This is a genomic window from Paenibacillus sp. GbtcB18 (assembly GCF_019091125.1).
Classification (GTDB): Bacteria; Bacillota; Bacilli; order Paenibacillales; family NBRC-103111; genus Paenibacillus_F; species Paenibacillus_F chitinolyticus.
Genome location: NZ_JAGXJX010000003.1, coordinates 171417 through 196547, shown reverse-complemented (window position 1 = coordinate 196547; position 25131 = coordinate 171417). Strand labels below are relative to the sequence as shown.

Sequence of the window (25131 nt, the reverse complement as noted above, 5' to 3'; positions counted from 1 at the left end):
CCTGGAGGCGGCAACCTCCAGGGCTTTTTTTTGCGTGGAAATGGAATCAACAGCGAAACGCTTGCCGGCTGTCAAGAATCCATCCTCTAGAAATCACGTGAGGAATGGAGAAGCAGGCTTGGCATCAGATTAACAGGATTAGTATAGCGGCAGCGCGTCTTGCTTCAGGTTTTTAAATAGATCGCCGGACAGTTCCAAGAAACGGTCGGGCAATTGATAGTACGCGTCTCCCATCGACACGATTTTTAACTCCGGGATGATATACATGGCCATGCCAGTCCCTTCCTTAAGGTTAAACTTCAGTTGGTACGATTTCCCTTGGGATTGCGCCTCTGCGATGCCTTCGAATTCCCGGTTGGTTAAATTCGCCGTTTCCGCCGTATAAAGGCCTTCGACGATGGATTTCACAGAAGCGGAGTCCGTCATTTTCTTCAGCACGTCGTTCCCCGTATGATTCAAAATATGAATGTCCCGCACATGTTCCTTAAGATTGGACATATCCAGGTATTCCTGAGCGGAAATCACGGAGTCGTTTACCTTCGCGACGATTTCCGCCAGGTAGAAGTTCTGTTCATATTGAACCGCAATCCGGAAATGGGACGGGTACGCAGCAATCTCGTACAGTTTCCCACCGACGGCGAAAGTTGCGGTATAGTCCTTTTCCACATCGCTGCCACTCGCGTTCTTCCCGCTCTCGAGGCCTGTATCTGCCACTAACGTTCCGAGCGATTTTACCGGCTCAGTTCCCGTGAATTTATATGGTGCGCCGTCTTCGACGAAAGCATAACGATAACCGTTGTACGTTAACAATTTCCGCATGCCGGTCGGTGATGCGGGCAGTGACTGTTGGAAAATTTGCGGTGCGGCAGGCTGGGGAATAGGAGGGGACTCATAAAGCGCCAACCCCGACACCAGTGCGACACAGGCAGCGACCGATCCCCACAGCGCATAGGATTTTTTATTCGCGTGTCTAGCCGTATGGGCTTTTTCAATAAGCTGGTCGTCTATGTACCCGATCGTTTTAAAGAGATCCTTATTATTCATACTGAATACCCCTCTTTCTTAAGGTGTGTCTGGAGTTTTTTTCGCGTTCGGAACAGAATCGATTTGGCTTTACTTTCACTTATCGAAAATCGCGACGCGATATCCGTCATGGAATCGGAGTACCAATATCGTCTCACGAAAATATTGCGATGATCTTCCTTTAGGGTCTTCAAAAATTGGCTGATCGCTTCGGCCATTTGTTCTTCTTCATATCGGCTTTCGACGTGATCGGAAGAGGATAGGCAATCGTTCAGTTCATCGAGTATCGTCTCAAATTCTTTGCCGCGTTTTTTGGCCGTGTGATAATCGTATTTATCCAAAGCGATATTCCGCGTGATTCTTCCAAGAAAAGACGAAAGCTTAGCGGGTGACTTCGGCGGTATCGCTCTCCACGCTCCAAGAAAGGTATCGTTCACGCATTCTTCCGCATCTTCCACGCTGGACAAAATATTAAGGGCGATCCGAACACAATAATGTTTATATTTTTTGGCTGTTTCTTCTATGGCTCTTTCATTGCGCGCAAAATACAGCTGTATGATTTCTTTGTCTTCCACTCCATCACTTCCGTTCGGTTTGTTTAAGGCCCTCACTTATAAAGTAGGAAAAAAGGCGCTCCGGTTGCGGAATTGATTTCCGAATGCGTGCAAAAGGTGTTTTTGTTCAAAGGCGAAGATGGGCACTTTGTGCTGCAACGCCGTGAAGCCGACAAGACCTAAAGTAACAAAATAAAAAATAAAAGGAAAGTCGATACAACAACGAATGCTTTCAAAAAAAGCTATACGACCGCTCCCCGGCACAATGCCGAGAAACGGTCGCAGTATGACCATTCCGGATCAGGAAATCCGTTTGCCTGTTAATTTGCTTGACGCCGGACGGGAATCAAATAAAGTTTACGATACGTGATTCAGGGCCGGGCTTCTCCTCGGAAGAACTGGAGCGCGTATTTGAACCGTTATATCGTGGGGAAAGCTCTAGAAATCGTTCAACCGGAGGCAGCGGTCTGGGGCTTACCATTTCAAAAAAAATTGTCAGGCGGCACGGCGGCGGCCTTACCGTCAGTAACCATCCCGAGGGGGGAGCCCTGCTGGAAGGCTGGCCCCCGGCAGGTGGTCCGGATTAGAAAGGGTACCGTCGTTAAGCGGTTGACCGCCATTTTTTTTAAATGTTTGGTAAAGAAATCAAGCACATAAGAGTTGTGCCGGACACTGTTCCGAACCTCATTGCTCTTTATCGCCACAGAAAAGCGTGGATCTTTTGTCGGAGTTAAAGTTGAAGGGGGATTGAGTTTAAATGTCGGTTAATTAGACGATAGTACCTTTGATCATGGTCCATTGTACTTGAAATTGTTCGTCTAGCAAGACAAGATCGGCATCGAAACCGACGGAAATCTTACCTTTATTGGCAAGTCCCAACAGACGTGCAGGTGAACTTGACGCCATTTTAACCGCGTCTGTTAAAGAAATGCCGGTATCTACGGTTAGACGCAGCGCCTCATTCATCGTAACCGTACTGGAAGCTAAAGTCCCGTCCTCCAAGCGTGCTACACCTTCGGAAACCGTAACGTGATGCCCGCCGAACATATAGTTCCCGTCGCCGAGTCCCATGGCTTGCAAAGCGTCTGTGATAAGGACCATGCCGTCCGGTCCTTTGAGGCGGTGCATCATTCGAACGATTGCGGGATGCAAATGAATGCCGTCTACAATCGCTTGGAGGCTTACATGCTCTTCTTCAAAAGCGGCTACAACCAGACCGGGGTCCCGGTGATGAATCGGACGCATGCCGTTGAAACAATGCGTTACATGACTGGCTCCTGCCTCAAAGGCCTGTTTGGCTTCCTCGTATGTGGCATCCGAATGCGCGACGGCGATGATCACGCCCGTTTCCTTCAGAAAAGAGATGAGTTCCATCCCGCCGGGTAATTCGGGAGCTATTGTAACCATCTTGATCAGCCCATCCGCTTCGTCAAAAATTTCTTTCATTTCAGTAAGATCCGGATGCCGTAAAAACCGCTCATTTTGCATCCCTTTACGCTTCGGATTCAGGTATGGACCTTCCAGGTGAAGCCCCACGATTTTGGCACCGACTTCATGCCCGGCGACACGCTTCACACTGCGAATCATGGCTATTAAGTCTTCGATGGTCGAGCTGACGGAGGTGGCCAGAAACGAGGTGCACCCCGTTGCCGCACAAGCCCGCGAAACCTCCTGAATACTGGTCTCACTTCCATCCATCATATCGAAACCGTTGGCGCCGTGAATATGGACATCGATCATGCCCGGGATTAATAAACGGCCTTGACCGTCCATATATTCATAATCGCCTTCCGGAAGAGAAGCCAGGCCGCTTTCTATCTTTTCAATGATTCCGTCCCGTATCCAAAGCGTGACAGACAGAGTGGTGTTATCTTCTTGAATCACGTTTACATGGTGCAAAATTTTAAGACTCATCCTTATCGTCCTCCTCGTATTTGTCTTTCTCCTCACATTGTAGAAGCGCTATATTTTTATTATGAAGTACTTCTTTAATGTCGATTGGCACTTCCTGATCGGTAATCAAAATATCGACAAAGTCAAAATCTAAACGATAAACCGACTTGCTTGTAAACTTCGTAGAATCCGCTAGAACAATGACCTGATCCGATCTGCGGGCCATCTCTTTTTTGACGGAAACATCCTCTTCGTACGGAAAGTAAAGCCCGTCGGCTCGTATGGCCGTAGCTCCGATAAATGCCTTATCCGCTCTTAATTCTCGCAGCTTTTCGATAACGGAAGGCCCGAATAACAACCGGTTTTTGGCATGTAAGTAGCCGCCGAGCACATAAACTTGCAGATCTTCCCGGCCGGACAGAATTCCTACGATGTCTATAGAGTGTGTGACAGCCGTAATATGTTTAGCAGAAATTTGTTCGGCTGCAGACTGTACCGTAGTGGATACGTCCAAAATGACCGTTTCGTGATCTTGAACCAGTTTAGCCGCTAGTTTCCCGATTTTTCGCTTACTGTCTGTTTCGTCAATCAAACGTTCCTGATAAGTGGCGATTTCCTTCTGCAATTGAGGCAGAGCGACACCTCCATGTGTACGAATGACGACCCCTTCTTGCACTAATTTAACAATATCTCTTCTGGCCGTATCCCTGGATACATGGAGAAGAGAACAAATATCCATCACACTCATCGCGTGGTGCTTTTTAATATAGTCGAGTATTTTCAATAATCGTTCTTCTTGATACAACAATCTCACCTCTTATAAGTAAACATATCACACTATTTAAGTATTTCAAGTGATATATTAAGTAATTATAAGTATTTCGTTGATTCTTTCTAGGAATAACGAGTCGAATAAAACAAAACTAATTCAGCCGATCTTGATGATCCGAGACAGTGGGTAACTGATGTTAGGAGATTTTGAAATTTAACGAACTGAAAATAAAAAACAAGCCATCCTTCGCTTTAGCCCAGGATGGCTTGTTTTATGTGAATAGACGGATCGGCCTTTTAAGTCGAGGTTTCGCTCCGACGGGGAAAATAAAGTCCTTACGGAGGAGGATGACTTTTGCCGGGCAGCCGTGTTTAGCGGGTTGCGTTGTTGTCGTCTTGAAGCTTCTGCAAACGACGATCGCTTGACTGGCGGAATAGAGGCTGAAACGGCAGCAAAATTTTGACTGGGAGAGGATACGGCGTCTGCATTTCCTGTAAGACCGTTCTTGCGGCGACACTTCCGATTTCAAAGGTAGGAATATGAATCGTCGAGAGGGGAGGAACGGTGTAACGGGAAGGCTCGTTGTCGTCAAACCCGATAATGGCGAAATCTTGCGGGATTCCATAGCCCTTCTCGGAAATGGCGCGCATAGCCGCCATCGCCATAATATCGCTGGCCGCAAAAACCGCGGTAGGCAGGTGGCCGCGATGTTCGTCGATGTAATTCAGGACGAGACGGTAAGCCTGATCCGGTTCCCACTCGGCGTTTAGCACATAATGCGGCTGAACCGTCAAACCGGCCTGCTCCAGTGCCAGCTTGTAACCCCGGTAGCGTTTCTCTCTCTGGAATTCTCCGGACAAGCCGGTGCCTCCGATAAACAGGATATCCCTGTGGCCCTGATCCGTTAAATGTTTGACGGCTGTACGAGCGGCTTCGACCCGGTCATAGGAGATGGTAGGAATATCCGGATCGGACACGTCGATTCCGACGATATGCTCCACATGCTTGCGGATATAGTCATACAAATTCTTCTCGATGCCCTCGATAATAATGAGGCCTCCGGTTTGATCTTTATGGATGACCTGCTGCAAAATTTCAGGTTTTTGCAAATCTTCTTGCGTATAAGTGAATGCAATCTGATAGCCGTGAAGAGACAATTCTTTCTCTATTCCTTCGAAAATAACGGAGAAGTAGGGATGATAGCGCCTTCCCTGCATCGTGGAAACGATGCAGCCGATTCTCTTCACCGGCTCTTGTGCGGAAAGCTTGATCGTGTAGCCGAGTTCTTGGGCAGCGTCCCAGATTTTCCGGCGAGTTTTGCTAAGGGAGGCTCGGCTGATATCGTCAGCCAAAACACGGGAAACCGTAGAAATGGAGACACCGACCCGATCCGCTATATCTTTTAGTGTGGGCATGCTATAACCTGCCTTCATTTCATTTAAGAATGAACGAACAAAAAATTCTTACTCTCTATGTTAAGTAAAATAAAAAGGCAGGTCAACTGAAAATAAGGACAAATAATTTGCAATTTATAATCAAAATAATGCAACTAAATTGCAAAATAAATATTGACGTCTCATTTTTGTGGAGGTATTATTTCTATGTGGACGTAGAAAATTCCAGGTGAAATAAAAAGAAAGGGGTTACAAATTGAAAAATGTCCGATTTTTTTCATTTATTTCTCTGTTGTTTGCAATGATTATCGTTTCGTCTTGCACGAATGATAAAGAAACGACGGCTGATAATTCTGCAAATCCGGACGGTAAAGTGAAACTCGTTTTTTGGAGCCATCAGGAAGATGCCTTTATGAATGCGTATAAAGATTTGATTGCCGCTTATCAGGCAAAGCATCCGGAAGTAGAGATCGACTATCAATCCTTTCCATATGATGTTTACCCTCAAAAGCTAAAAGCTGCTTTTATTGCCAAAAACCCTCCGGACATCGCCGAGATGTTCGGCACCTGGGTTCCCGTCTACTCCACGAACGGGCTGCTGGCGGAAATACCGGACGGCGAACGTCTCCGGGACGGCTATTACCAAGCCCCGCTTGGGGGATATTCATTGAACGGCAAGCTTTACGGACTTCCGCTGGAATTCAATATCGAAAACGGCGGCATGCTGATCCATCCGCAAATGTTGAAAGAGAAGGGGATCGAAGGACCTCCGTCTACATGGGAAGAGCTTGTGGAGAGTGCCCGTAAGCTGACGGTCCGGGACGGGAAGGGCATCAAGGTGAAAGGGTTTGATTTTGTATCCGGCGACAATATCACCTTCACGTTCCTCTCCATGATTTTGCAGCAAAACGGGAAGTATTGGGGCGAAAACGATCACGTGAACTTTCGGACGCCGGAGGCGAAAAAAGCGATGCAAGCACTAGTCTCGCTTATCAAAGACGATAAAGTCGCGGATCTCACGACGTTCGGCGGAGAGCTTGACACCTCCGACTATTTCTTTCAGGGAAGTTCGGCGATGACGTATCGCGGTCCCTGGTCCATAGCCGCCGGTTTGAATACATACAAGGCAGAAGACTTCGAGTATGTGCCGGTGCCGTCTTTCACGGCGAATCCGCCCTCATACGCGGCCGAATCCGGTTGGGGACTGATAGCCGCACAAAAAAGCAAGCAGCGGAAAGCCGCCGTCGATTTCATTGAATTCGTTTCTTCCAACGAGAATCTGCTGCAATGGAATCTGAACACGTTTACAGTCCCCGCCAAAAAAGAAGTGGCCGAAAATCCCGAATTTCTCAAAGCCAATCCGTTTATGAAAACTTCGCTGGATATTTTGACGCTGGGAGAGTGGATCGGACCGATTACGGACCGGGATTACTTCTTCAAAGTGATCAACGATCATTTTCAATTAATGGCAAGCGGACAGGAAACCGTGGAAGCGGGTCTGAGGGGCATTGAAAAATCAATAAACGACAATCAGGATCAACACAAATGATCGGAGTGATCGGAGTATGAATCTTGAACCGGCAGCAGGCAGAACTCGAAAGATTCCACCGGCAGCCCAACCTAAAGGCCGAAAGAACGCGCGCGCGTTTGTTTATTTGTCGCTGATTCCAATCCTGCTCTTATTCGGCGCATTCGCTTTTCTTCCGATCGGCTGGAGTCTCGGGCTGTCCTTTTTCAAATATAATCCCCTCAGCTCCAACACGACGTTCATCGGTGTGGCAAACTACGCGCGGATGCTGGGAGATTCGGTCTTTCTGAAATCGCTCTGGGTGACGGTTAAGTTCGTTGTCGTTGCCGTTGCGGTGAATATAGCCATCACCCTGCTCATTGCGGTGGCCATTCAGCGGCTGCAAACAGGATGGCTGCGCAATTTGATGCGCACGGTGTTTTTTCTGCCGACGATCGCCCCGCTTGCGGGAACGGCTATCGTGTGGAGCACGATGTTCAATTATAATCACGGCCTTTTCAACATGCTGCTTGAAAAGCTGCATATGGCGCCCATCCAATGGCTGAGCGACCCGCATTATGCGCTGTATTCCGTCATTATCATGACGTTGTGGGCGGACATCGGCTACAATATCGTCCTGTTCATCGCCGGAATCGATTCCATTCCCGGGCTGTATTATGAAGCCGCTCTCTTGGACGGAGCGAACCGCTGGCATTCATTCCGGTATCTGACGCTTCCGCTTCTGCGGAGAACGATGCTGTTCGTATCCGTGACTACGGTCGTCTCTTATTTTCAGGCCTTCGCCCAATTCCAGATCATGACCAAGGGAGAACCGTTTAACGAAACGAGAGTGATTGCCCTACACATTTATGAGATGGCTTTCTCCAACTCCAACATGGGCTATGCGTCGGCAATGGCGACTGTTTTCTTGATGATTATTCTGGCCGTGACCGTCCTGCAGCTTAAATGGGGCCGCACGGATTGGGAACATTGAAGGAGGCTCGAATAAATGCAACGTAGAAACAGATGGCTGGACGGAGCGATTCTGATCGTATTGGCGGCTGCCGGTTGTTTAATGCTGCTGCCTTATCTCTGGATGGTTCTGTCTTCGCTGAAAAGCAATATGGAAATTGTCTCCGGATCGCACACCTTGTTCCCGCAAGAGGCAAGCCTGGAGGGCTATCGCACGGTGCTTGTTGACGCGCCTTTTGTAAGATGGCTGCTGAACAGCGCGGTGACATCTGTCGTCATTACGGCAGCCACTCTTTTTACGAGCGCGCTGGCCGGTTATATTTTCGCCAAACACGAGTTCAAAGGAAAAAAGATCTTGTTCCTGCTCATTCTGGCCACGATGATGATCCCGTTTCAAGTCGTCATGATCCCGACTTATTTGATCACGGCCAAACTCGGTCTCGTCAACCAGCTGCTGGCGATTATTTTACCGAGTCTGGTCAGCTCGTACGGTGTTTTTCTCGCCAAGCAATTTATCGAGGACATCCCGCAGGATCTGCTCGATGCCGCCAGAATTGACGGTGCGGGGGAGCTGCGGTTGATGGTCCGAATTATTACGCCGCTTATTTTTCCCATGTTGTCGGCGCTTGGCATCTTTACCTTCATGAACTCATGGAACAACTATTTGTGGCCGCTTATCGTTTTGGACGACACCCGGAAAATGACGGTGCCGCTGGCCCTCGTTTATTTTAACGGAACGCATACCGTCAATTATAACGTCGTCATGTCGGCGGCCGTACTCATAACGATTCCGGTGATTATCGTATTTCTCATTTTCCAGAAGCAATTTATTAAAGGCTTGACGATGACCGGCATGAAATAGACCTTAAAAAGGAGAGAACAACCATGACTAAAATTTCAATTATCGGCGCGGGAAGCGCATTTACGCAGGAAATAACGACAGATATTTTACTGATCGAAGGAATAGAGGGGGGCACCCTCGCACTCGTGGATATCGACGGGGAACGGCTGGAGATTGCCCGCAAGCTGGTGGCCCGGATTATCGAGAAAACCGGGAAGAAATGGAACGTAATCGCTTCTACCGACCGCAGGGAAGTAATCGGCGGCTCCCAGTTCGTCATTAATCAGATTGAAGTGGGCGGGCTGCAAACCGTCCGTTACGAATATGAAATTCCGTTGAAATACGGCGTGAATCAGTGTATCGGCGATACGCTCGGGCCCGGGGGGCTGTTTAAAACACTGCGGACGCTTCCCGCCTGGATGGACATCGTACGGGATATCGAGGATTTGTGCCCGGATGCGACGATTCTCAATTATACGAACCCGATGTCGGCCGTCACGCTGCTTACGTCCCGCATCACGACGCTTCCCGTTGTGGGCCTGTGCCACTCGATTCAGAACACGTCCAGTCAGTTGGCCAAATATGCCGGGGTTCCATATGAGCAGATGCAGTGGAAAGCGGGAGGCATTAACCATATGTCCTGGTTTGTCGAGCTGACGCATGAAGGACAAGATTTGTACCCGCTGCTTCTGGAGAAAATTCAGGATCCCGAACTGCTGAAAAAAGATCCGGTACGTTTCGACGCGATGAAATATCTGGGGGCGTTCGTATCGGAATCGAGCGGACATTTCTCGGAATACATCCCTTATTACCGCAAACGCCAATCGTTAATCGACCGGCACTGCAATTCGGGATACAACGGGGCGACCGGTTATTACGCGGAAAACTGGCCGATATGGCGTAAGGAAAACGATGAGAAAATCATCGAGCAGCTCGAAGGAAAACGGCCGCTTGAGCTTCAGCCGAGCAACGAGTATGCGGCCATCATTATCGAAGGCATGCTCAAAAACGAGCCGAAAGTCATCTACGGCAACGTGCCCAATACCGGCCTGATCACAAATCTGCCGGCGGGCGGTATCGTGGAAGTAGCCTGCATGATCGACCGCAACGGCATTCATCCTTGTCATTTCGGCAGCTTGCCGGAGCATCTCGCCGCTTTGTGCCGCTCCAATATGGCCTTTTTCGAACTGGCCGCAGGCGCCGTGCTCCACAAGGATAAAGAAATGGCCCGCCATGCCCTGATGGTGGACCCGTTATCCGCAGCCGTATGCTCGCTTGAAGAAATCGGCGAGATGTTCGAGGAGCTGTACGAAGCGGAGCGGGATTTCGTCCCGGTGCTGAAATGATGCATACCGGCAGCAAGAGTAGACCAGTCGTTGTCGTCGCCGGCGAGATTAATGCGGATTTGATCATATCCGGCAGGGATGTAATACCGGAGTGGAACCGGGAGAAAATCGTCGACGGGTTCCAAACCGTGCTCGGTTCCTCTTCCGCGATCACCGCTTGCGCGCTGGCCAGTCTGGGGGTGGATGTAAGGTTCGTGGGAGTTGCGGGCCAGGATGATCTTGGCGCCTTCTGCATCGGGGAGCTGCAGCGGATGGGGGTGAACACCGACGGAGTGACCGTACTGCCGGATGTGAAGACCGGTGTCACCTTGTCGTTCACGACTCCTTCCGACCGGGGTCTCTTGACTTACCCGGGCAGTATTCCGATGTTAGTACCCGAGTATATTCCGGAAAGTACTCTGCGCGAAGCGGATCATCTGCATTTCGGTTCCTACTTTTTGCAGGACGGCATGAGACCACATTGGAAAAAGCTTTTCGGAGAGGCCCGGGCCAGGGGAACGCGTACTTCATTCGATGCGGGTTGGGACGTGCGCAAGGAGTGGGATTCCGAGGGGATCCGTTCCCTGCTGGAGGAAACGGACTTGTTTATGCCGAGCGAGGATGAAGCGCTGCATATTTTCGCGGCGGACCGGATCGCGGATATCCGCGAGAAGCTCGGTAACGCAGCGGGGCGGGTAGCCGTCAAGCAAGGGTCCAAGGGCGCGAGCCTGCTTGCTCCGGACGGGAGCGTCGTAACAGCCGCCCCGTTCCGGGTGTCTCCCCGGGATACGACGGGAGCCGGGGATTGTTTTAACGCCGGCATCATATACGCTTCTCTCCGCGGCCTGAATGGAGAGGAGCTGCTCCAGTACGGCAACGCGTGCGGCGCACTGTCCACGCTCGGCGTCGGGGGAACGGGCAATCTGCCGACGACTGACGCTGTCGGCAGGCTGCTGAAAGAGCAGTCCGCCGTCTAAACTCGGACAGGGAGGTGAGGCCCGCGCATTCTCGCAGGGATATACGCGGTTTCGTTGAAACGAAGCAAAATCCGACTACATTAACCAATCAGGGAGATGATTATTCGTGCAAATCGGCAAAACATTCATTACGGGTTTAAGCCTGGCAGCCGTGCTGGGTTTGGGACTGGGTATTGCCCAATCGCCGTCTGTATCGGCTGCAGGCACCGACTATTATGTGGCGGCGAACGGGAACGATTCCAATCCGGGTACGCTAAACTCGCCGTGGAAGACGCTGCAGCATGCGGCGAATCAAGCGGGTCCAGGCAGCACCGTCTACGTCCGGGGCGGCGTGTACAACGAGAAATTGAAGATCACGAAATCCGGTTCTGCGCAGCAAGGCCCCATCACGTTCTCGTCCTACAATTCCGAGGCCGCCGTTATCGACGGTACGGGACTTTCAGTCAGCGGAACGGAAGGGCTGATCGACCTCACCGATGCCAGCTATGTCAACATTAAAGGATTTGAGGTCCGCAACTACACGACGGCCAAAAGCAATGTCATGCCGATCGGCATTTACGTCCACGGTGCCGGAGGCTTCATAAACCTGTCCGGCAACAAAGTGCATGATATCAAGAACACGGCCGCTCCGGCAGGCACCGATCTTCTGGGAAGGGATGCCCACGGCATTGCCGTGTACGGGACGAAAGCTCCCCAGTCGATCCACGACGTTACGATTGACGGGAACGAGCTGTACAATCTCGTGCTCGGCTCCAGCGAGTCTTTGGTTCTCAACGGTAACGTCGACACGTTCGCCGTGACGAACAACACGATCCACGATAACGACAATATCGGCATCGACGTGATCGGTTTCGAAGGCAAAGCGCCGGATGCTGCGTATGACCAGGCCAGAAACGGAGTCATTCGCGGTAATCGCGTATACAACATTTCATCCAATAACAACCCTTCTTACGGCAAAAAGCTTCCGAACAACAGCAATTCGGCAGGAGGCATTTATGTCGACGGCGGCAAAGACAACCTGATCGAGCGGAACTACAGCTACGGCAACGATATCGGCATCGAGATCGCTTCCGAACACGCGGGCAAAGCGACCAGCCGTATTACCGTCCGAAGCAATATGATTTACAACAACCGCTTGACCGGGCTGGCTATGGGAGGTTACGACAAGCAGCGGGGAGCAACGGCAAACTGCGTAATCGTGAACAATACGTTCTATAAGAACGATACCTTGGGTGACGGCAGCGGACAACTGTATGTCCAGTACGATACTCAAAACAATGTCATTAAAAATAACATTTTCGTAGCCAGCTCTTCGAATGTTCTGATCTATAACGAATATACGAAAAATTCGGGCAACATTGTGGATTACAATTTGTACTTTGCGCCAGGAGGCAGTGCCAATTCGGCCTGGACATGGAAAAATGTGACGTACAACGGTTTCGCCGCCTATAAAAAAGGCACGGGCAATGACGCCCACTCGCTGTTTGCCGATCCCTCCTTCGTAAACGCGGCATCGAGCGATTTCCATCTGAAGCCGGGCTCCCCGGCAATTGACGCCGGATCGACCGAGCCGGACATTATAGGTTCGCTTGATATCGACGGAGATCCTCGTGTACAGGGTGCAGCAGTGAATATAGGGGCGGACGAATAAAAACCGCCGCAGCCGGAACTAAGCGCTTGCCGCTTAAAGAGAACCAGCCTTTCCTTTCATAGGGAAGGCTGGTTTGCGTTTGCAGTCCTGACGGATTCAACCGGGAGGGTGTCCTTCACAGAATTGTAATCTGGAGAAGCCTTAACAATATCCGGCAGTTTGTCGATATATACGTTGCTATTAATTAACAGTCAAAGAGGGGATTATATGGACTTCCAACAGTTGGGCAAACAATTTATAGACGGCGAATGGAGAGACGGCAAGAGCACTAAATCACTGCCTGACATTAATCCGTATAATGATGCGGTTATCGCCACTTTTCAAATAGCCGACGTTGCGGACATAGATTGCGCTTATCAAGCTGCCTATAAAGCGAAGCTGGAATGGGACAAGGTTAACCCTTACGCCAAACGCGATATCCTAGAGAATGCGGTTAAATACATAGAAGCTCATGAGGAAGAAATTACGTCCATTATTGTCCAAGAACTGGGTGGAACACGTCTGAAGGCCGCCTTTGAGATCGGTCTTGTGAAAAATATGATTAAGGAAGCGGCAACGTTCCCGCTTAGAATGGAGGGCAAGATCTTGCCTTCCGTAGAGGACGGGAAGGAGAACCGGCTGTACCGGATCCCGGTCGGCGTGGTTGGGGTGATCAGCCCGTTCAATTTTCCTTTCTTCTTGTCCATGAAGTCGGTTGCTCCGGCACTGGGGGCCGGAAACGGCGTTGTGCTGAAGCCGCATGAGGATTCACCGATTACGGGGGGGACTCTGATCGGCAAGATTTTCGAAGAAGCGGGAGTACCGAAGGGCTTGCTAAATGTGGTGGTGACGGATATTAAGGAGATTGGCGACGCGTTCGTCGAGCATCCGATTCCGAGAGTCATTTCCTTCACGGGTTCGACTAAGGTGGGAAGTTATATCGGCCAAGTGGCCATCAAAAACTTCAAAAAGCCGCTTTTGGAGCTCGGCGGCAACAGTGCGTTCATTATCCTGGAGGATGCGGATATCGACTATGCGGTACAAGCCGCGACATTCAGCAGATTCACGCACCAAGGCCAGATCTGTATGTCGGCCAACCGGATTCTCGTTCAGCAGACGATCTATCCGGATTTTGTGGATAAATTCAGAGAAAAGGTCTCCACGCTCACAACGGGTGATCCTAGCGATCCGCAGACCATCATTGGCCCCGTCATCAACAACCGTCAAGCCGAAACACTGGAGAAGCTGATCGCAAGCGGCATTGAGCAAGGCGCTTCTGCACTGGTGCAGGGGAAGATTACCGGCAGAATGGTAGATCCTACCGTTTTTGTAAATGTCCGGCCGGATATGGCCGTTGCTCAAGAGGAGTTGTTCGGTCCGGTTGTATGTATCATCCCTTTCGAAACCGAAGAAGACGCGATTGAAATTGCCAACGATACACGTTTCGGACTCAGCGGAGCCATTCACACTTCCAATCTTGAGCGCGGAGTAGAAATGGCGAAGAAGATCCACACCGGGATGATCCATGTGAACGATGTTACAATTAACGACGAGCCGATCGTAGCTTTTGGCGGGGAGAAGCAGTCCGGCTTGGGCCGTCTGAACGGCGAATGGAGCCTGGATGAATTTACGACGCTGAAGTGGATTTCGGTTAATTACAAACAAAGGAAATTTCCGTATTAAGGGCTGGGGAGAGAAGAGAATATGAATAACGCGGTAGAAGCGCAGACACAGCATGAATTGATCAGGGCCTTTGTAAAGGTAGCTCCATTGCTGTCCAGTCTGAATCATGACGATATCACAATTGGCATTTATGACACGGAGAAGCTGATCATCAACATTCCGGGCAAAACCTTTTCGCTGAATGTCAGCCCGGGGGACCCGCTAATGGAGGGGGATATCGTAACCAATGCGATCCGGAATAATACGCCTTTAACGGCAGTCGTTCCGAAAGAGCTGTTTGGTTTTCCTCTTGCCGCACGCGCTATCCCGCTTCATGACGAGCAGGGCAGGGTTATCGGCGGCGTAGGCATGGGGACAAGCCTTGAGAAAGCGAACAAGCTTTTTGAAATGGCCGAAAGCTTTTCCGCAATTGTCGAACAAACTACGGCGTCTATCGGAGATATCAGCCAATCCGTTTCGAACCTTACCGACCGTGTGACCGACGTTACCCACCAAATGCAGGACGTAAGCTCCAGTGCGCAGCAGATCGGTAAAATTTCCGCTGTGGTTAAGGAGATTTCGGATCAAAGCAACATGTTGGGACTTAATGCTGCGATTGAAGCGGCAAGAGCGGGTGAAGTCGGGAGAGGCTTCTCCGTCGTAGCCGATGAGATTCGGAAGCTGGCGACGAGCTCCAAAGAGAATGTGGACCAGATTAATGGCATCACGAAAAATATTCAGGAACTTTTGCTGCGGTTAAATCATGCTTTTTCCGACATTTACACGCTTACCGATACCCAGTCAAAGGCAATCCGTGAATTCTCCGCAACGATCCAAGAAATCAGTACGAAAGCGGAGGATTTAGCGCAAGTTGCCGAAGCAACCCTTTATTCGAGCGAAAGCAAGCAATAGGAAAAAAATGAGCCCTATTCGCTTTTGAACGAATCGATAAAGAAGAAGTGCAGTTGTTATGTACTTCTTCTTTTGTTTTTTCTTTGATCCGGGGTTGCTATGTAAGAAGTTGTAAGTCCAGATACGAAATCCTACAATACACATAAGGTTCCGTTCGCTGATGAACAAAAAGGAGAGGGTACAATGTCCGACAACGAATTGATTTTGCAGCAGAAAGCTCTGCAGACTGAAGCGGGAAGTATAGTAGAAGAACTGAAACTCAACGATTTGCTAAGCCAAGCGGGGGAGCCGGTTCGGGTCGGCAGTTCGGCTCTCGGGCTGATGGTCTGGAGAGACTTGGATATCACGGTCGTCTGTTCGCGGCTTGATCAACATGTTGTAGCTCAGATTGCTTCGGAAATTATGGTTCGTACGGGCGTGCGGGAGCTAAAATTTATTAACGACTCTGGTACTTGGAATACGGATCCAACCTATCCTGACGGGTTGTATCTTGGCCTGAAATATAGATCCGAACAAGATAAGGATTGGAAGCTAGACATCTGGTTTATCGATGAACCGGAAAGGCAGCCCGATCTTGGACATATTAAAACAATGCCGGAACGCCTAACTCCGGAAAGGCGTCATTCCATCCTCACAATCAAGAGTATGTGGGCCCAACGTGCGGAATATGGCAAAACCGTGAAGAGTTTTGACATTTATACTGCGGTTTTAGACGATAACGTGTACACGCCGGATCAATTTCTGGAATGGTTGGAGCAGCGATCTGCAAAAAGGGGATCGTGAACGAGAATGTCGGCAAGATCACTGATTACGCTTGGTCCCTAAGGAAGACGGAGACAAAGTGCCGGGACTGCGGTTTTTCTTTTCGATCTTGTTGTAAAGTAAAAAACTGGCCCTATCACACTTTCGGAGTGATGGGGTCAGCTTTTTTTATAGAATGGCTTTATTCAGGTTCAACATAACGGATATCGTATGTTTCCGCATCTTCCGCAATAAAACGGAGGAGCCGGGAGCCTTCCTCGGCCAAAGCCGTTTGGTTCTCCGCGGACAGCGGCCTGAAGGGCTCTATGACTAGGGTTGCTGAACCGTGGAATCGTTCAACCTTCCAGGTACCGCTTACGAGACCGTCGACAAGCACGGTGGCCCGGATGATGCCGTTGACGGTAAAGACTCGGGAGCGGTGTTCTTCCGCGATAATGCGGCTCCGATCGGCATAAGACAGCAGCATGTTGTCGAACTCCGGCAGGAAACGCAGCGGAGCATGGGCGTCCGGGTCCGTAAGCGGCATTTCGGCCACGTCGAACAGCTCGCTTCCATGCTCGTCGCGGTACGTCACCAGTCTCGGACGGAGACGGTCTACCGCTTCGCGCAGGCGAGTCAGTCCGGACCAGGCCTGCATATCCTGCACGGTGGCAGGGCCGAATGCGGTCAGGTAGCGAAGGAGCATCTCGTCCGGCCCGGTGCCGGCCTGGAGTGGCTTGCCGAGCCATGTCTCGGCAGGCGTGTGGGCGGCGGGGCCCCCGACGCCCCAGATTCCGCGTGGCGGCACTTGGACAAGCGGCACGAGTGTACGGACGACGGCCGCGAGCGCGGCAGGATCTGTGTCCGGCCACTGGGTGCCCAGAAGCGATCCCAGTTCGCTGAACGTACGCGGTTCCTGCTCGGCCAGCGTTCTTCCGGCAGCTGCAATCGCTTCAATGTTCAGTCCGGCAAGCTTTCGGCCGTAAGAGCCTTTCAGGCCGCGGTCCAACACGGGCTGCAGTAGCGGTCGCAGGCCAAGGCAGTCGCGAGCTGTAACCAGGTGAAGGGTAGAGCGCATCAGAGCGATTCGTACGACCTGCCGTTCCAGGAGCAGCTGCGACAAGTCTTCGTGACGGAAGTCTTCAAGCCGTGTCCATAGCCCGATATAAGGAGGATTGGATGCCTGAGCTTGAAGGCCGACCAGATGACGGATGGCTTCCGGCACGGACAAATCTGCCCGGCTAAGCAGAAGCTGCCGATGGAGCAGGGTCCGGTTCAGCACACGCGGACTGAGCACGGAAGCGGACCGGCGGCCACCAAAGTCCGCTTCGGAAGCTGCCTGATCTTTCATAAGATCGGGAGCGGCCGAAGAAATTCCAGACAAAGTCGGTTACAGCCGGACGCTTTCGTATCATGATTCCAGTTCATGTAGAGTTCCCCCCTGTGACAAAAACCATATTTAATAAGGGAAATACTACCATGGCCGTAAAGGAAGATCAACATCGCTGAGAGTGGAAGCAGCAGCCTGCAGCTTTATACTAACCGACTAGCAGTTGTACATAGACCCAATTAATAAGATTAAAAATAATTGAAATGATGTACTTCCTTTGTCGATTTCATCTTTATTCATTCGTTGTATTCATAGAAAGACAAATTCAAGCGGAAAGGTTGTTGAACTTTTTATGGGAGCACAAATTCACTCTTACCTGATGTCGGAGGATGCAAGAGGTCAGGCGAATTTTTACATCGAGTCTCTTGGCGGCGAAATTCAGTTTCTGACCACATTTGGTGAGGCGCCGGGAACACCTGAGGCGATGAAGGATAAAGTGATGCATTTGGCTTTGACAGTAGCGGGTACGAACAAGTTAATGCTGTCCGACTCTTTCGAACCGGTTTCGTATAACCGGAATATCAGTCTTGCCTTGAACTATGACGATGTGTCGGAAGCCGCAGCGGCTTATGCCAAGTTAAGCGAGGGCGGTGAAAGCAAGTATCCTCTCGCTCTTCAGCCGTGGGGTGCTTATTATGGAGAAGTCATAGATAAATTCGGTATCACGTGGATGATTACCAAACAGTAAGCTTTCGGACCTTTTTCGCAACACCAATATTTCACCACAAGGGGTTCGGGTTTTGCCAAGGGACAACTGCTCAAGCTCACAAATGGCCGCGGATTCCGCGGCTTTTTTATTTAACGTGAAACGTGAGGATGAATGATACCATGCTGTTTGTAGAAATAACAGGGTTTTTACGAGGAGTCTTCTTTTAAACGTCACTTATTTATTACCGAGTTGTTCCGCCAATCCGATTAGAAGTCCATCTTTTCCACGAATGTAGCAGAGCCGGTACGAGTCCTCGTACTGAACCACTTCGCCGACGAGCCGAGCACCATGCTTAATCAGTCTGGATACCATTTCGTCAATGTCTTCAACGGCGAACATGACGCGCAGATAACCGAGGGCATTTACAGGAGCAGTTCGGTGATCCGATACAGCAGGTGGGGTGAGAAATCGCGAAAGTTCAAGCCGGCTGTGGCCATCCGGGGTAACCATCATAGCAATCTCTACACACTGTGAACCCAGCCCGGTTACGCGACCAGCCCATTCACCTTCGACAGTAGCTCGCCCTTCGAGCTTCAAGCCAATCTCCTCGAAGAAAGCGATGGAGTCATCAAGAGATTCTACAACGATGCCAACATTGTCCATTCTGAGTAATTTGTTTTTTGACATAGTTTTATCTCCTTATGTGTACAAATTTATGACCTGATCCTCTTCATAATTTATTCGATCAAGGGTTACTAATTCCTTCCAACAAATCTATTTGACTATCCGCGTTCACGCGCGTATAATTAGGTTACCTATTTAATTGGTTACCTAATATATAAGCATTCTATTCATTTTGGAAACGAAAGGAGTTCGTCCATTATGCGCATGCGTGGAGTGACCTATGACACGGGATTTCTAAGTGAGGGGACCAGTACGCACCCCAATTTCGATGCGGCGAGAGTGAACAGGGAAATGCAAATTATTCGGCATAATCTGCACTGCACTGCCGTACGGGTTACGGGCGGCGAGCCCGTTCGCTTGGAGATCGCTTCGCAAGCGGCGGCGGCAGCAGGCCTTGAGGTATGGTTTTCGCCGTTCACAAACGATCTGGACCAAGATGAATTGCTTGACTTGCTCGCAGACTGTGCAGAACGCGCCGAACGGCTCCGGATTACGGGGGCGAAGGTGGTCATGGTAACGGGCGCCGAACTTATGCTCTTTACCCGGGGGTTCCTTCCCGGCGAGACTTTGCCGGAGCGCCTCTCGGCATTGTCTCAACGGGCGGTTAGCCCGTCCGCGTTCGCAAAATTACCTGCTTTGCTCAACGGCTTTTTGACACGTGCCGTAGACGTCGTGCGGGCCCGGTTCGGGGGTCCTGTTACGTATGCTGCCCTGCCCAGCGAACCTGTGAACTGGGAGCCTTTCGATTTCATCGCTGTCGATGCCTACAACTCTGCCGAGGTTGCTCATCTTTATGCGGATTCAATCAAGAAGCTGGCCGGCTCAAACAAACCTCTGGTGATCTCCGAGTTCGGATGCACAACCTTCAAGGGTGCGATCGATCTGGGAGCGCGTGGAATGTTCATCGTAGAGTGGGACGGCGCGCAGGCAGTTCGGCTGAAAGGCAGCTACGAGCGGGACGAGTCCGAACAAAGCCGGTATTTCAACGACAGCGTGGACATTTTCGAAGAAGCCGGAGTCGACACGGTTTTCTGGTGCACCTTTGCTAGCCACAACTTGCCGTACGATGAAGATCCCGATCGTGATTTTGATCGAGCCTCATACGGGGTTGTACGGGTACTGCCAGAAAGGTGCGGCTTAACTTACCCCGACATGCCTTGGGAGCCCAAAGAAGTCTTTCACACTATCGCAGCGCGCTATAAAGCCGCAATAAAAGCATAGAACAATAGTGTCTTGGCAACTCAATTGTTATTCGGATTTAGGGGAGTGAACAGTTTGGCGGATGAGCGAAAGCAAATCGCGGAGCAGTTAATGGAATCGTATTTCCAAGCGCAGGCCGGCGGAAATATGATGCAGAATCGGGCGGTACACAATCAAAAGCCGGGTGAAATAATGGTTCTCTATTTCATTAGTATGAATGTCGAAGATGAAAGCCCGGGAATGAAAGTTTCGGAAATCAGCGGAAAACTGAATGTTACTTCGCCAACGGTAACCCAGCATATCAACAGTCTGGAAGCACAGGAACTTGTCGAGCGTCATGCCGATCCCGCCGATCGGCGGGTTGTCAGAATCCGGCTGTCGGATAAAGGCAAAAAGTATATCCGGCACATTAATGAAGCCCGCCTCCATATGTTCGTCGGTCTCGTTGAGCATCTAGGGAAGGAGCACAGCCTGCTCTTTGCCGAACTGCTCAGAAATGCTTCGGATTATATGCTTAAACAGCAGGAGTTTTATATCCGGAGTTTGCTTGCGGATGAACATGACGAGAAATGAGCAAACAGGAAAAGCCCGGTCAATTGACCGGGCTTTTCTGATGCTTCCGCTGTACAGCGGGGCCTGTACGCATTTACTTTTGCAATTGCGCTGATTCCCGGCGACGCCGGCTCATGAACACTAGAGATAACGAAATTACCGTGAGGATAATTCCAAGCGTTCGAAAGCCCTCGAAGCTGAATGTACTTCCCATGACAGTACCGATCAACAGAGAAGAGAGAATGGTACCCAAATATCTGGATGTGTTAAACAATCCGGAAGCCACGCCGATTATTTCTTTCGGGGAACTTTGGAACAAGGCCGCTTGCATACCGACATTGTTCAATCCGTTGCTGATGCCGAATGCGATCAAAGCCAAACATACGCTGATAACCGGTGAAGTTGGGTTCAATGTCACAAGCCATATCGACCCCAATGTCATTAAGATGGCGGAGAGGAACAAGGCCGGTCTGGGACCCGATTTATCGATCCATCGACCTGCCAGCGGAGAAGCAGCGAGCGAGGACAAGCCTAAACTTAATAGGAGAACCCCGGTATGGAATTCGCTGACATGACGTACCGTTTGCAAGTAGGACGGAATCCCGAAAAAGAGCGCGTAATAAAGCACGTTGACGAGCATAAATTCGGCGTTGACCCAAGTCAAAGCAGGATATTTCGCAAATGTGCGTATAGGGATAAAGGGCGACGTCGTTTTTAGCTCGTGTCGTACGAAAGCCAAAAGCAGAAGGAGGCCGATCAGCGCGACAAGGACATTCCCGAGTGAGAGATGCCCGGATGATTTGGCCGAGAGTAGTCCGATGAGCAGGGCAACCAGCCCTACTGCGAATAGCAGAATCCCTGACGCATCAATCACTTTCAACCATTTACGAATGGACATGTCCCGTGTAACGGGTGTTGGCTGTCCGTCTTTAGGAAGCGTCCTCCAAGCCAATAGAAAACTGGCGACCGTAAACGGAATATTGACGAAAAAGATAGCGGGCCAATCCCACATGTGAATCAAGATTCCGCCGATAAAAGGTCCGATGGCTGCCGCTCCGGATAGGAATATGGACAAAACAGACAGCGCAGTCGCTTGATTCTCTGTAATATGCATGCGAACTATGGCCATGCCAACCCCAACCATCATGCTTGTTCCGATAGATTGCACAATGCGGAATCCGATAAGCCACCCGAAGTTTGGCGATAACGGAGCCAGTATGGAAGCCAGGAAGGCCACAACAAGCCCGGCAAGAAATATCTTCCTGCGGCCGAACAGATCGCTGGCCTTTCCCATGACAGGTTGAGCGATGCTGCTTGCTATGTAGAAAGAAAAAATAATCCAGGAAACACGTGTAAAGTCAAGTTGGAATACATGCTGCAGATTGGGAATAGCAACGGAAACCATCGAAGAATTTAATGGATTGAGCAGTATCCCCAGTCCAACGGAAATCATTAACCACCAGCTGCGGGCATTCATTTTGGCGTCCCCCTAAAGTGTTTTAATCATAGCCTACTTGAAATGAGGTATTTACTCCAACGCATTTCATGGTATGATTTCATAGATTTGAAGGAATATATTGGAGGGGACAACAAATGGAACTTCTTCAATTGCAGTATTTTCTTGCGGTAGCCCGTTTGGAACATATGACCGAAGCTGCACGAAGTCTGCATGTTACTCAATCGTCACTGAGCAAAACGATTCAACGTCTGGAAGAGGATCTGGGTGTCCCTCTATTCGATCGGACAGGCAGGAGACTGCGATTGAATGAATTCGGAAGCAGATTCCTTCGTCGTGCGGAAAGGGCCTTATTTGAGCTGAAACAGGGGAAGCAGGAGATGAGGGATTTATCGGGTCTGGAACATAGCACACTCGAATTGGCGGTGACCACCGCAAGCACGCTTCCTAATATTCTTCGAGCGTTTCGGAAAAAAATGCCGGATATCCAATTTCATGTACAAATGCTTGCCACGCAGGAAATGGTCACACTCCTTCATAGAGGAGAGGTCGATTTCTGCTTGTCTTCACCTCCGATAGAAGGGGAAGATATTGAATGTCAAATCGTGTGCGTAGACCCGATCCTTGTAGCTGTTCCGAAGGGGCACCGGCTGGCTGAGCGAACTGGCGTATCCTTGACGGAACTAAGGGATGAATGGTTTGTCGGTGTAAAACGAGGCTATGGCACTCGCGATTTAGTCGATTCCGTATGCAACTCGGTTGGATTCGCGCCCAAATATGTGTATGAGGGAGATGAACCTGCCAGACTGAGCGCTCTGGTGGAAGCTGAAATTGGCATAGCCTTCATACCGGGTACGGCCCGAAATTCTCGGGAAAATATCCGTTATCTCCAAGTAGAGGACCACGAGTTAGTAAGGGAGATCGCTTTAATATGGCACAAAAATCGTTACATTTCGCGGGCTGCTTCGGAATTCCGTAAGGTTGTTGTGGACTATTTCAGGATGAACCCGGAATAGATACGTTCAAAACGAGTTGAAGTAGAGTAAGGTGATTCGGGGAGCGAGCACCTGAAGAAAGAGGGCACTCTTTAGTAGAGTGCACTCTTTAGTAGAGTGCACTCTTTAGTAGAGTGCACTCTTTAGTAGAGTGCCCTCTTTCTCAGGGTAATGCCTAATAATGATTATCCGCTTTAACCGGCAGAGAATAATAGGCGTTTCCTTTTTGTTTGCCGTAACTGTGAACCGCGACGCCGCCAAAACCGGCATGTCCGTCGTAATGAGCTTTTATTGCGGCCAGCGCGCGATCCAGATCATCCAAACCTTCTTCATAAAAGGTTATACTGTCTCCACCGGCCGTTACGGGATCGATCGTCTCAAGCCCCACAGTAACTTTTTTACCGACTTGTGCCGCATAGTCGATTTCGCTCTGGGCGTCCCGGACGGCTTGCCACTGACCATCGGAATACCGGTCGGTATAATCCATAAGTCCAACCCAATCCAGCCGGTCGATCAAATGTTTATAGAACCCTTTGTCGACGCTGTTGTACGTCACCGTGTATTCCGGACCGTCATACCATCTAGGAATATCTTGGGCGTATGTCATACCGGTTCCGCTCATAAGTGCCGTGGCTTTATCAATATAGGCAAGAGCTTGCTGCATCACATCGGCTTTGTTACATTCCCATTTTTCTTTATTACGATAAACTTCGATATCTTGATGGATCCCGTCAAATTTTTCGTTGGATGCCGCACCTCCGTTGAAGGTAATGACATCGGTTATTCTTTCCAGTCCTATCGAATGCTTATCTGTCAATCCCCAATCTATCTCCCCGTTTAACGCTTCCACCCTTATCCCTTTGGCATGCGCTTGAGAGATAAATTGCTTAAGCTGCGCGTTATTTGTGGTCAAATGGGTTTTGTTGATGTAAAGAAGAAGAACATTAACCCCTTTGTCCTGAGCGAATTGGAACAGGGTCGAACGTTCCGCTGAATCCTGCAGCACGGAAGTCGTTTCCTGCCAGACCCACATCGCCTTGACATCCTTATTTATCGCTTGGACCCCGCCGCTTCTGGCTTTAAGACTTAGATCGTCCAAAAAGGCGTTTGCCCCGCTGTCGGCATTTTTATATATGTATACCTGAAGTTTGGCGGTGCCGGGAACGGTCGTAAAAGCGGTCGATTTAAATTCATACAGCGTTTGATTAAATCTCAACGTATTCTTGGCGAGTACATTGTTATTTGCATCTAAACAATCGACCCCGACAATGGCCGTATCCGTACTTGCGCTTACGCTGCCGTGTCCCGACAAGACATAGGTCGTTCCCGATGGAATGCCGGAAATGATCTGCCCCGCGCCCCCTTCACCGGAAGCGATACGTGCCGCTTTGGCTCCCGCAAATGACGGAGAAGTGACGGTAGAGGTATTTCCCCAGTTGGTCCAGCTTGCCAAGTTGTCTTCGAATCCCGGGTTGGCGATCAGATTATCTCCCAAATTCAAAACAGCCGAGCCCGAATCGGTACGATCTGTCGATCCGCTAATGATCTCAGGATTCAGCAATAAATCGTTGCCCGCCGCATGTCCATTAGAAGGCAATCCCGAGAGGCCAAACAAGAGGGAAAATGCCACCCCTAGCGACAAAGGTGCGTGCATAAACTTTTTCATCAGCATGTCTCCTTTTTATCATAGAATGGTTTAAATACATATTAATGGTACCATGGCTTGATTTAATAGTATATATAAGCCGTTTTTTAGACTGTTAATAGACATAGAAAGTGAAAAATGAACACTTAAAACGATTTGTATCCTTTTTATGGTAATTCAATTGCTTTATATAGCAACCTGATGACGAACGTTTGTAACGGGACTACATGGTACATTAAGGGAATTACTTCCGAGCACTTTTACCCGATTTACTCCTAACTGAAAACGGCATGGAATCGCAAAGCGATTTTCAGCACAACAGAGTGAAGCATAGCTGCACAAAGTTAAAATCACCGT

General features: G+C 49.9%; 22 protein-coding genes and 1 pseudogene. 14 read left to right on the top strand and 9 right to left on the bottom strand.

What is annotated here, in order from left to right; translation table 11 throughout:
- Nucleotides 1-138 precede the first annotated feature (138 nt).
- Nucleotides 139-1044 carry a hypothetical protein gene (locus tag KVT34_RS11345; RefSeq protein ID WP_254634780.1) on the bottom strand — a complete coding sequence of 302 codons (906 nt, stop codon included), beginning with the start codon at nucleotides 1042-1044 and terminating at the stop codon, nucleotides 139-141.
- Nucleotides 1041-1598, bottom strand: a complete 558-nt coding sequence (locus tag KVT34_RS11340; protein WP_217558726.1) for an RNA polymerase sigma factor — start codon at nucleotides 1596-1598, stop codon at nucleotides 1041-1043. Before KVT34_RS11340 ends, KVT34_RS11345 begins: the two co-directional genes overlap by 4 nt.
- A 305-nt stretch (nucleotides 1599-1903) precedes the next feature.
- Here KVT34_RS11340 and KVT34_RS11335 point away from each other — a divergent pair.
- A pseudogene (locus tag KVT34_RS11335) lies at nucleotides 1904-2164 on the top strand (sensor histidine kinase); the annotation flags it as partial.
- A 181-nt stretch (nucleotides 2165-2345) separates the two neighbouring features.
- On the opposite strand, the gene nagA reads toward KVT34_RS11335, so the two are convergent.
- The 3 genes from nagA to KVT34_RS11320 all read right to left on the bottom strand — a co-directional run bounded on the left by nagA (nucleotide 2346) and on the right by KVT34_RS11320 (nucleotide 5657).
- A complete protein-coding gene (nagA, locus tag KVT34_RS11330) occupies nucleotides 2346-3491 on the bottom strand; it encodes an N-acetylglucosamine-6-phosphate deacetylase (RefSeq protein WP_217558725.1) in 1146 nt (381 codons plus the stop codon).
- Nucleotides 3481-4275: a DeoR/GlpR family DNA-binding transcription regulator gene (locus KVT34_RS11325; protein WP_217558724.1), complete on the bottom strand. Its 795-nt coding sequence runs from the start codon at nucleotides 4273-4275 to the stop codon at nucleotides 3481-3483. The genes nagA and KVT34_RS11325 overlap by 11 nt, the downstream gene beginning before the upstream one ends.
- 338 nt (nucleotides 4276-4613) lie before the next feature.
- Nucleotides 4614-5657: a LacI family DNA-binding transcriptional regulator gene (locus KVT34_RS11320; protein ID WP_217558723.1), complete on the bottom strand. Its 1044-nt coding sequence runs from the start codon at nucleotides 5655-5657 to the stop codon at nucleotides 4614-4616.
- Between the two features lie 391 nt (nucleotides 5658-6048).
- On the opposite strand from KVT34_RS11320, the gene KVT34_RS11315 reads away from it, so the two are divergent.
- From KVT34_RS11315 to KVT34_RS11275, 9 genes are all read left to right on the top strand, one after another.
- Nucleotides 6049-7185, top strand: a complete 1137-nt coding sequence (locus tag KVT34_RS11315) for an ABC transporter substrate-binding protein (protein ID WP_254634779.1) — start codon at nucleotides 6049-6051, stop codon at nucleotides 7183-7185.
- A gap of 16 nt (nucleotides 7186-7201) precedes the next feature.
- Nucleotides 7202-8137, top strand: coding sequence for a carbohydrate ABC transporter permease (locus KVT34_RS11310; RefSeq protein WP_217558721.1), 936 nt, complete (start codon nucleotides 7202-7204; stop codon nucleotides 8135-8137).
- Nucleotides 8138-8152: 15 nt separating this feature from the next.
- On the top strand, nucleotides 8153-8977 hold the full coding sequence (locus KVT34_RS11305) for a carbohydrate ABC transporter permease (protein WP_042226596.1): 825 nt from the start codon (nucleotides 8153-8155) through the stop codon (nucleotides 8975-8977).
- 23 nt (nucleotides 8978-9000) lie between these two features.
- Complete coding sequence (gene melA, locus KVT34_RS11300) at nucleotides 9001-10302, top strand: alpha-galactosidase (RefSeq protein ID WP_217558720.1); 1302 nt, start codon at nucleotides 9001-9003, stop codon at nucleotides 10300-10302.
- Nucleotides 10299-11258 carry a carbohydrate kinase family protein gene (locus tag KVT34_RS11295; RefSeq protein WP_217558719.1) on the top strand — a complete coding sequence of 320 codons (960 nt, stop codon included), beginning with the start codon at nucleotides 10299-10301 and terminating at the stop codon, nucleotides 11256-11258. Before melA ends, KVT34_RS11295 begins: the two co-directional genes overlap by 4 nt.
- A gap of 106 nt (nucleotides 11259-11364) precedes the next feature.
- Nucleotides 11365-12909 (top strand): choice-of-anchor Q domain-containing protein, encoded by a 1545-nt coding sequence (locus KVT34_RS11290; RefSeq protein WP_217558718.1) that lies wholly within the window; start codon nucleotides 11365-11367, stop codon nucleotides 12907-12909.
- Nucleotides 12910-13116: 207 nt separating this feature from the next.
- Complete coding sequence (locus KVT34_RS11285; RefSeq protein WP_217558717.1) at nucleotides 13117-14571, top strand: aldehyde dehydrogenase family protein; 1455 nt, start codon at nucleotides 13117-13119, stop codon at nucleotides 14569-14571.
- A gap of 21 nt (nucleotides 14572-14592) precedes the next feature.
- Entirely contained in the window at nucleotides 14593-15462 is an 870-nt protein-coding gene (locus KVT34_RS11280; RefSeq protein ID WP_217558715.1) for a methyl-accepting chemotaxis protein, read from the top strand.
- Nucleotides 15463-15645: 183 nt separating this feature from the next.
- On the top strand, nucleotides 15646-16245 hold the full coding sequence (locus KVT34_RS11275) for a hypothetical protein (protein ID WP_217558714.1): 600 nt from the start codon (nucleotides 15646-15648) through the stop codon (nucleotides 16243-16245).
- Nucleotides 16246-16405: 160 nt separating this feature from the next.
- On the opposite strand, the gene KVT34_RS11270 is transcribed toward KVT34_RS11275, so the two are convergent.
- Nucleotides 16406-17587: a winged helix DNA-binding domain-containing protein gene (locus KVT34_RS11270; protein ID WP_254634778.1), complete on the bottom strand. Its 1182-nt coding sequence runs from the start codon at nucleotides 17585-17587 to the stop codon at nucleotides 16406-16408.
- A gap of 298 nt (nucleotides 17588-17885) precedes the next feature.
- Here KVT34_RS11270 and KVT34_RS11265 point away from each other — a divergent pair, with 298 nt between their 5' ends.
- Nucleotides 17886-18281: a VOC family protein gene (locus tag KVT34_RS11265; RefSeq protein ID WP_217558713.1), complete on the top strand. Its 396-nt coding sequence runs from the start codon at nucleotides 17886-17888 to the stop codon at nucleotides 18279-18281.
- 195 nt (nucleotides 18282-18476) lie between these two features.
- On the opposite strand, the gene KVT34_RS11260 is transcribed toward KVT34_RS11265, so the two are convergent.
- Nucleotides 18477-18929, bottom strand: a complete 453-nt coding sequence (locus tag KVT34_RS11260; RefSeq protein ID WP_217558712.1) for a VOC family protein — start codon at nucleotides 18927-18929, stop codon at nucleotides 18477-18479.
- A gap of 195 nt (nucleotides 18930-19124) precedes the next feature.
- Here KVT34_RS11260 and KVT34_RS11255 point away from each other — a divergent pair, with 195 nt between their 5' ends.
- A complete protein-coding gene (locus tag KVT34_RS11255; protein WP_217558711.1) occupies nucleotides 19125-20147 on the top strand; it encodes a glycoside hydrolase family 113 protein in 1023 nt (340 codons plus the stop codon).
- A 54-nt stretch (nucleotides 20148-20201) separates the two neighbouring features.
- Nucleotides 20202-20699, top strand: a complete 498-nt coding sequence (locus KVT34_RS11250; RefSeq protein ID WP_217558710.1) for a MarR family winged helix-turn-helix transcriptional regulator — start codon at nucleotides 20202-20204, stop codon at nucleotides 20697-20699.
- Between the two features lie 73 nt (nucleotides 20700-20772).
- Here KVT34_RS11250 and KVT34_RS11245 read toward each other — a convergent pair whose 3' ends face one another.
- The gene (locus tag KVT34_RS11245) at nucleotides 20773-22155 is read right to left on the bottom strand and encodes an MFS transporter (RefSeq protein WP_217558709.1); all 1383 of its coding nucleotides are present in this window, start codon (nucleotides 22153-22155) and stop codon (nucleotides 20773-20775) included.
- Nucleotides 22156-22271: 116 nt separating this feature from the next.
- Here KVT34_RS11245 and KVT34_RS11240 point away from each other — a divergent pair, with 116 nt between their 5' ends.
- On the top strand, nucleotides 22272-23150 hold the full coding sequence (locus KVT34_RS11240; protein ID WP_217558708.1) for a LysR family transcriptional regulator: 879 nt from the start codon (nucleotides 22272-22274) through the stop codon (nucleotides 23148-23150).
- Between the two features lie 154 nt (nucleotides 23151-23304).
- Here KVT34_RS11240 and KVT34_RS11235 read toward each other — a convergent pair whose 3' ends face one another.
- Nucleotides 23305-24795 (bottom strand): carbohydrate binding domain-containing protein, encoded by a 1491-nt coding sequence (locus KVT34_RS11235; RefSeq protein ID WP_217558706.1) that lies wholly within the window; start codon nucleotides 24793-24795, stop codon nucleotides 23305-23307.
- Between the last annotated feature and the right edge of the window lie 336 nt (nucleotides 24796-25131).

What these genes read in the sequence shown, in the direction of transcription:
- KVT34_RS11345 (WP_254634780.1), bottom strand. Translation starts at nt 1,044, where the DNA reads ATGAATAATAAGGATCTCTTTAAAACGATCGGGTACATAGACGACCAG.
- nagA (WP_217558725.1), bottom strand. Translation starts at nt 3,491, where the DNA reads ATGAGTCTTAAAATTTTGCACCATGTAAACGTGATTCAAGAAGATAAC.
- KVT34_RS11320 (WP_217558723.1), bottom strand. Translation starts at nt 5,657, where the DNA reads ATGCCCACACTAAAAGATATAGCGGATCGGGTCGGTGTCTCCATTTCT.
- KVT34_RS11315 (WP_254634779.1), top strand. Translation starts at nt 6,049, where the DNA reads ATGAATGCGTATAAAGATTTGATTGCCGCTTATCAGGCAAAGCATCCG.
- KVT34_RS11310 (WP_217558721.1), top strand. Translation starts at nt 7,202, where the DNA reads ATGAATCTTGAACCGGCAGCAGGCAGAACTCGAAAGATTCCACCGGCA.
- KVT34_RS11305 (WP_042226596.1), top strand. Translation starts at nt 8,153, where the DNA reads ATGCAACGTAGAAACAGATGGCTGGACGGAGCGATTCTGATCGTATTG.
- melA (WP_217558720.1), top strand. Translation starts at nt 9,001, where the DNA reads ATGACTAAAATTTCAATTATCGGCGCGGGAAGCGCATTTACGCAGGAA.
- KVT34_RS11295 (WP_217558719.1), top strand. Translation starts at nt 10,299, where the DNA reads ATGATGCATACCGGCAGCAAGAGTAGACCAGTCGTTGTCGTCGCCGGC.
- KVT34_RS11285 (WP_217558717.1), top strand. Translation starts at nt 13,117, where the DNA reads ATGGACTTCCAACAGTTGGGCAAACAATTTATAGACGGCGAATGGAGA.
- KVT34_RS11280 (WP_217558715.1), top strand. Translation starts at nt 14,593, where the DNA reads ATGAATAACGCGGTAGAAGCGCAGACACAGCATGAATTGATCAGGGCC.
- KVT34_RS11275 (WP_217558714.1), top strand. Translation starts at nt 15,646, where the DNA reads ATGTCCGACAACGAATTGATTTTGCAGCAGAAAGCTCTGCAGACTGAA.
- KVT34_RS11265 (WP_217558713.1), top strand. Translation starts at nt 17,886, where the DNA reads ATGGGAGCACAAATTCACTCTTACCTGATGTCGGAGGATGCAAGAGGT.
- KVT34_RS11260 (WP_217558712.1), bottom strand. Translation starts at nt 18,929, where the DNA reads ATGTCAAAAAACAAATTACTCAGAATGGACAATGTTGGCATCGTTGTA.
- KVT34_RS11255 (WP_217558711.1), top strand. Translation starts at nt 19,125, where the DNA reads ATGCGCATGCGTGGAGTGACCTATGACACGGGATTTCTAAGTGAGGGG.
- KVT34_RS11245 (WP_217558709.1), bottom strand. Translation starts at nt 22,155, where the DNA reads ATGAATGCCCGCAGCTGGTGGTTAATGATTTCCGTTGGACTGGGGATA.
- KVT34_RS11240 (WP_217558708.1), top strand. Translation starts at nt 22,272, where the DNA reads ATGGAACTTCTTCAATTGCAGTATTTTCTTGCGGTAGCCCGTTTGGAA.
- KVT34_RS11235 (WP_217558706.1), bottom strand. Translation starts at nt 24,795, where the DNA reads ATGAAAAAGTTTATGCACGCACCTTTGTCGCTAGGGGTGGCATTTTCC.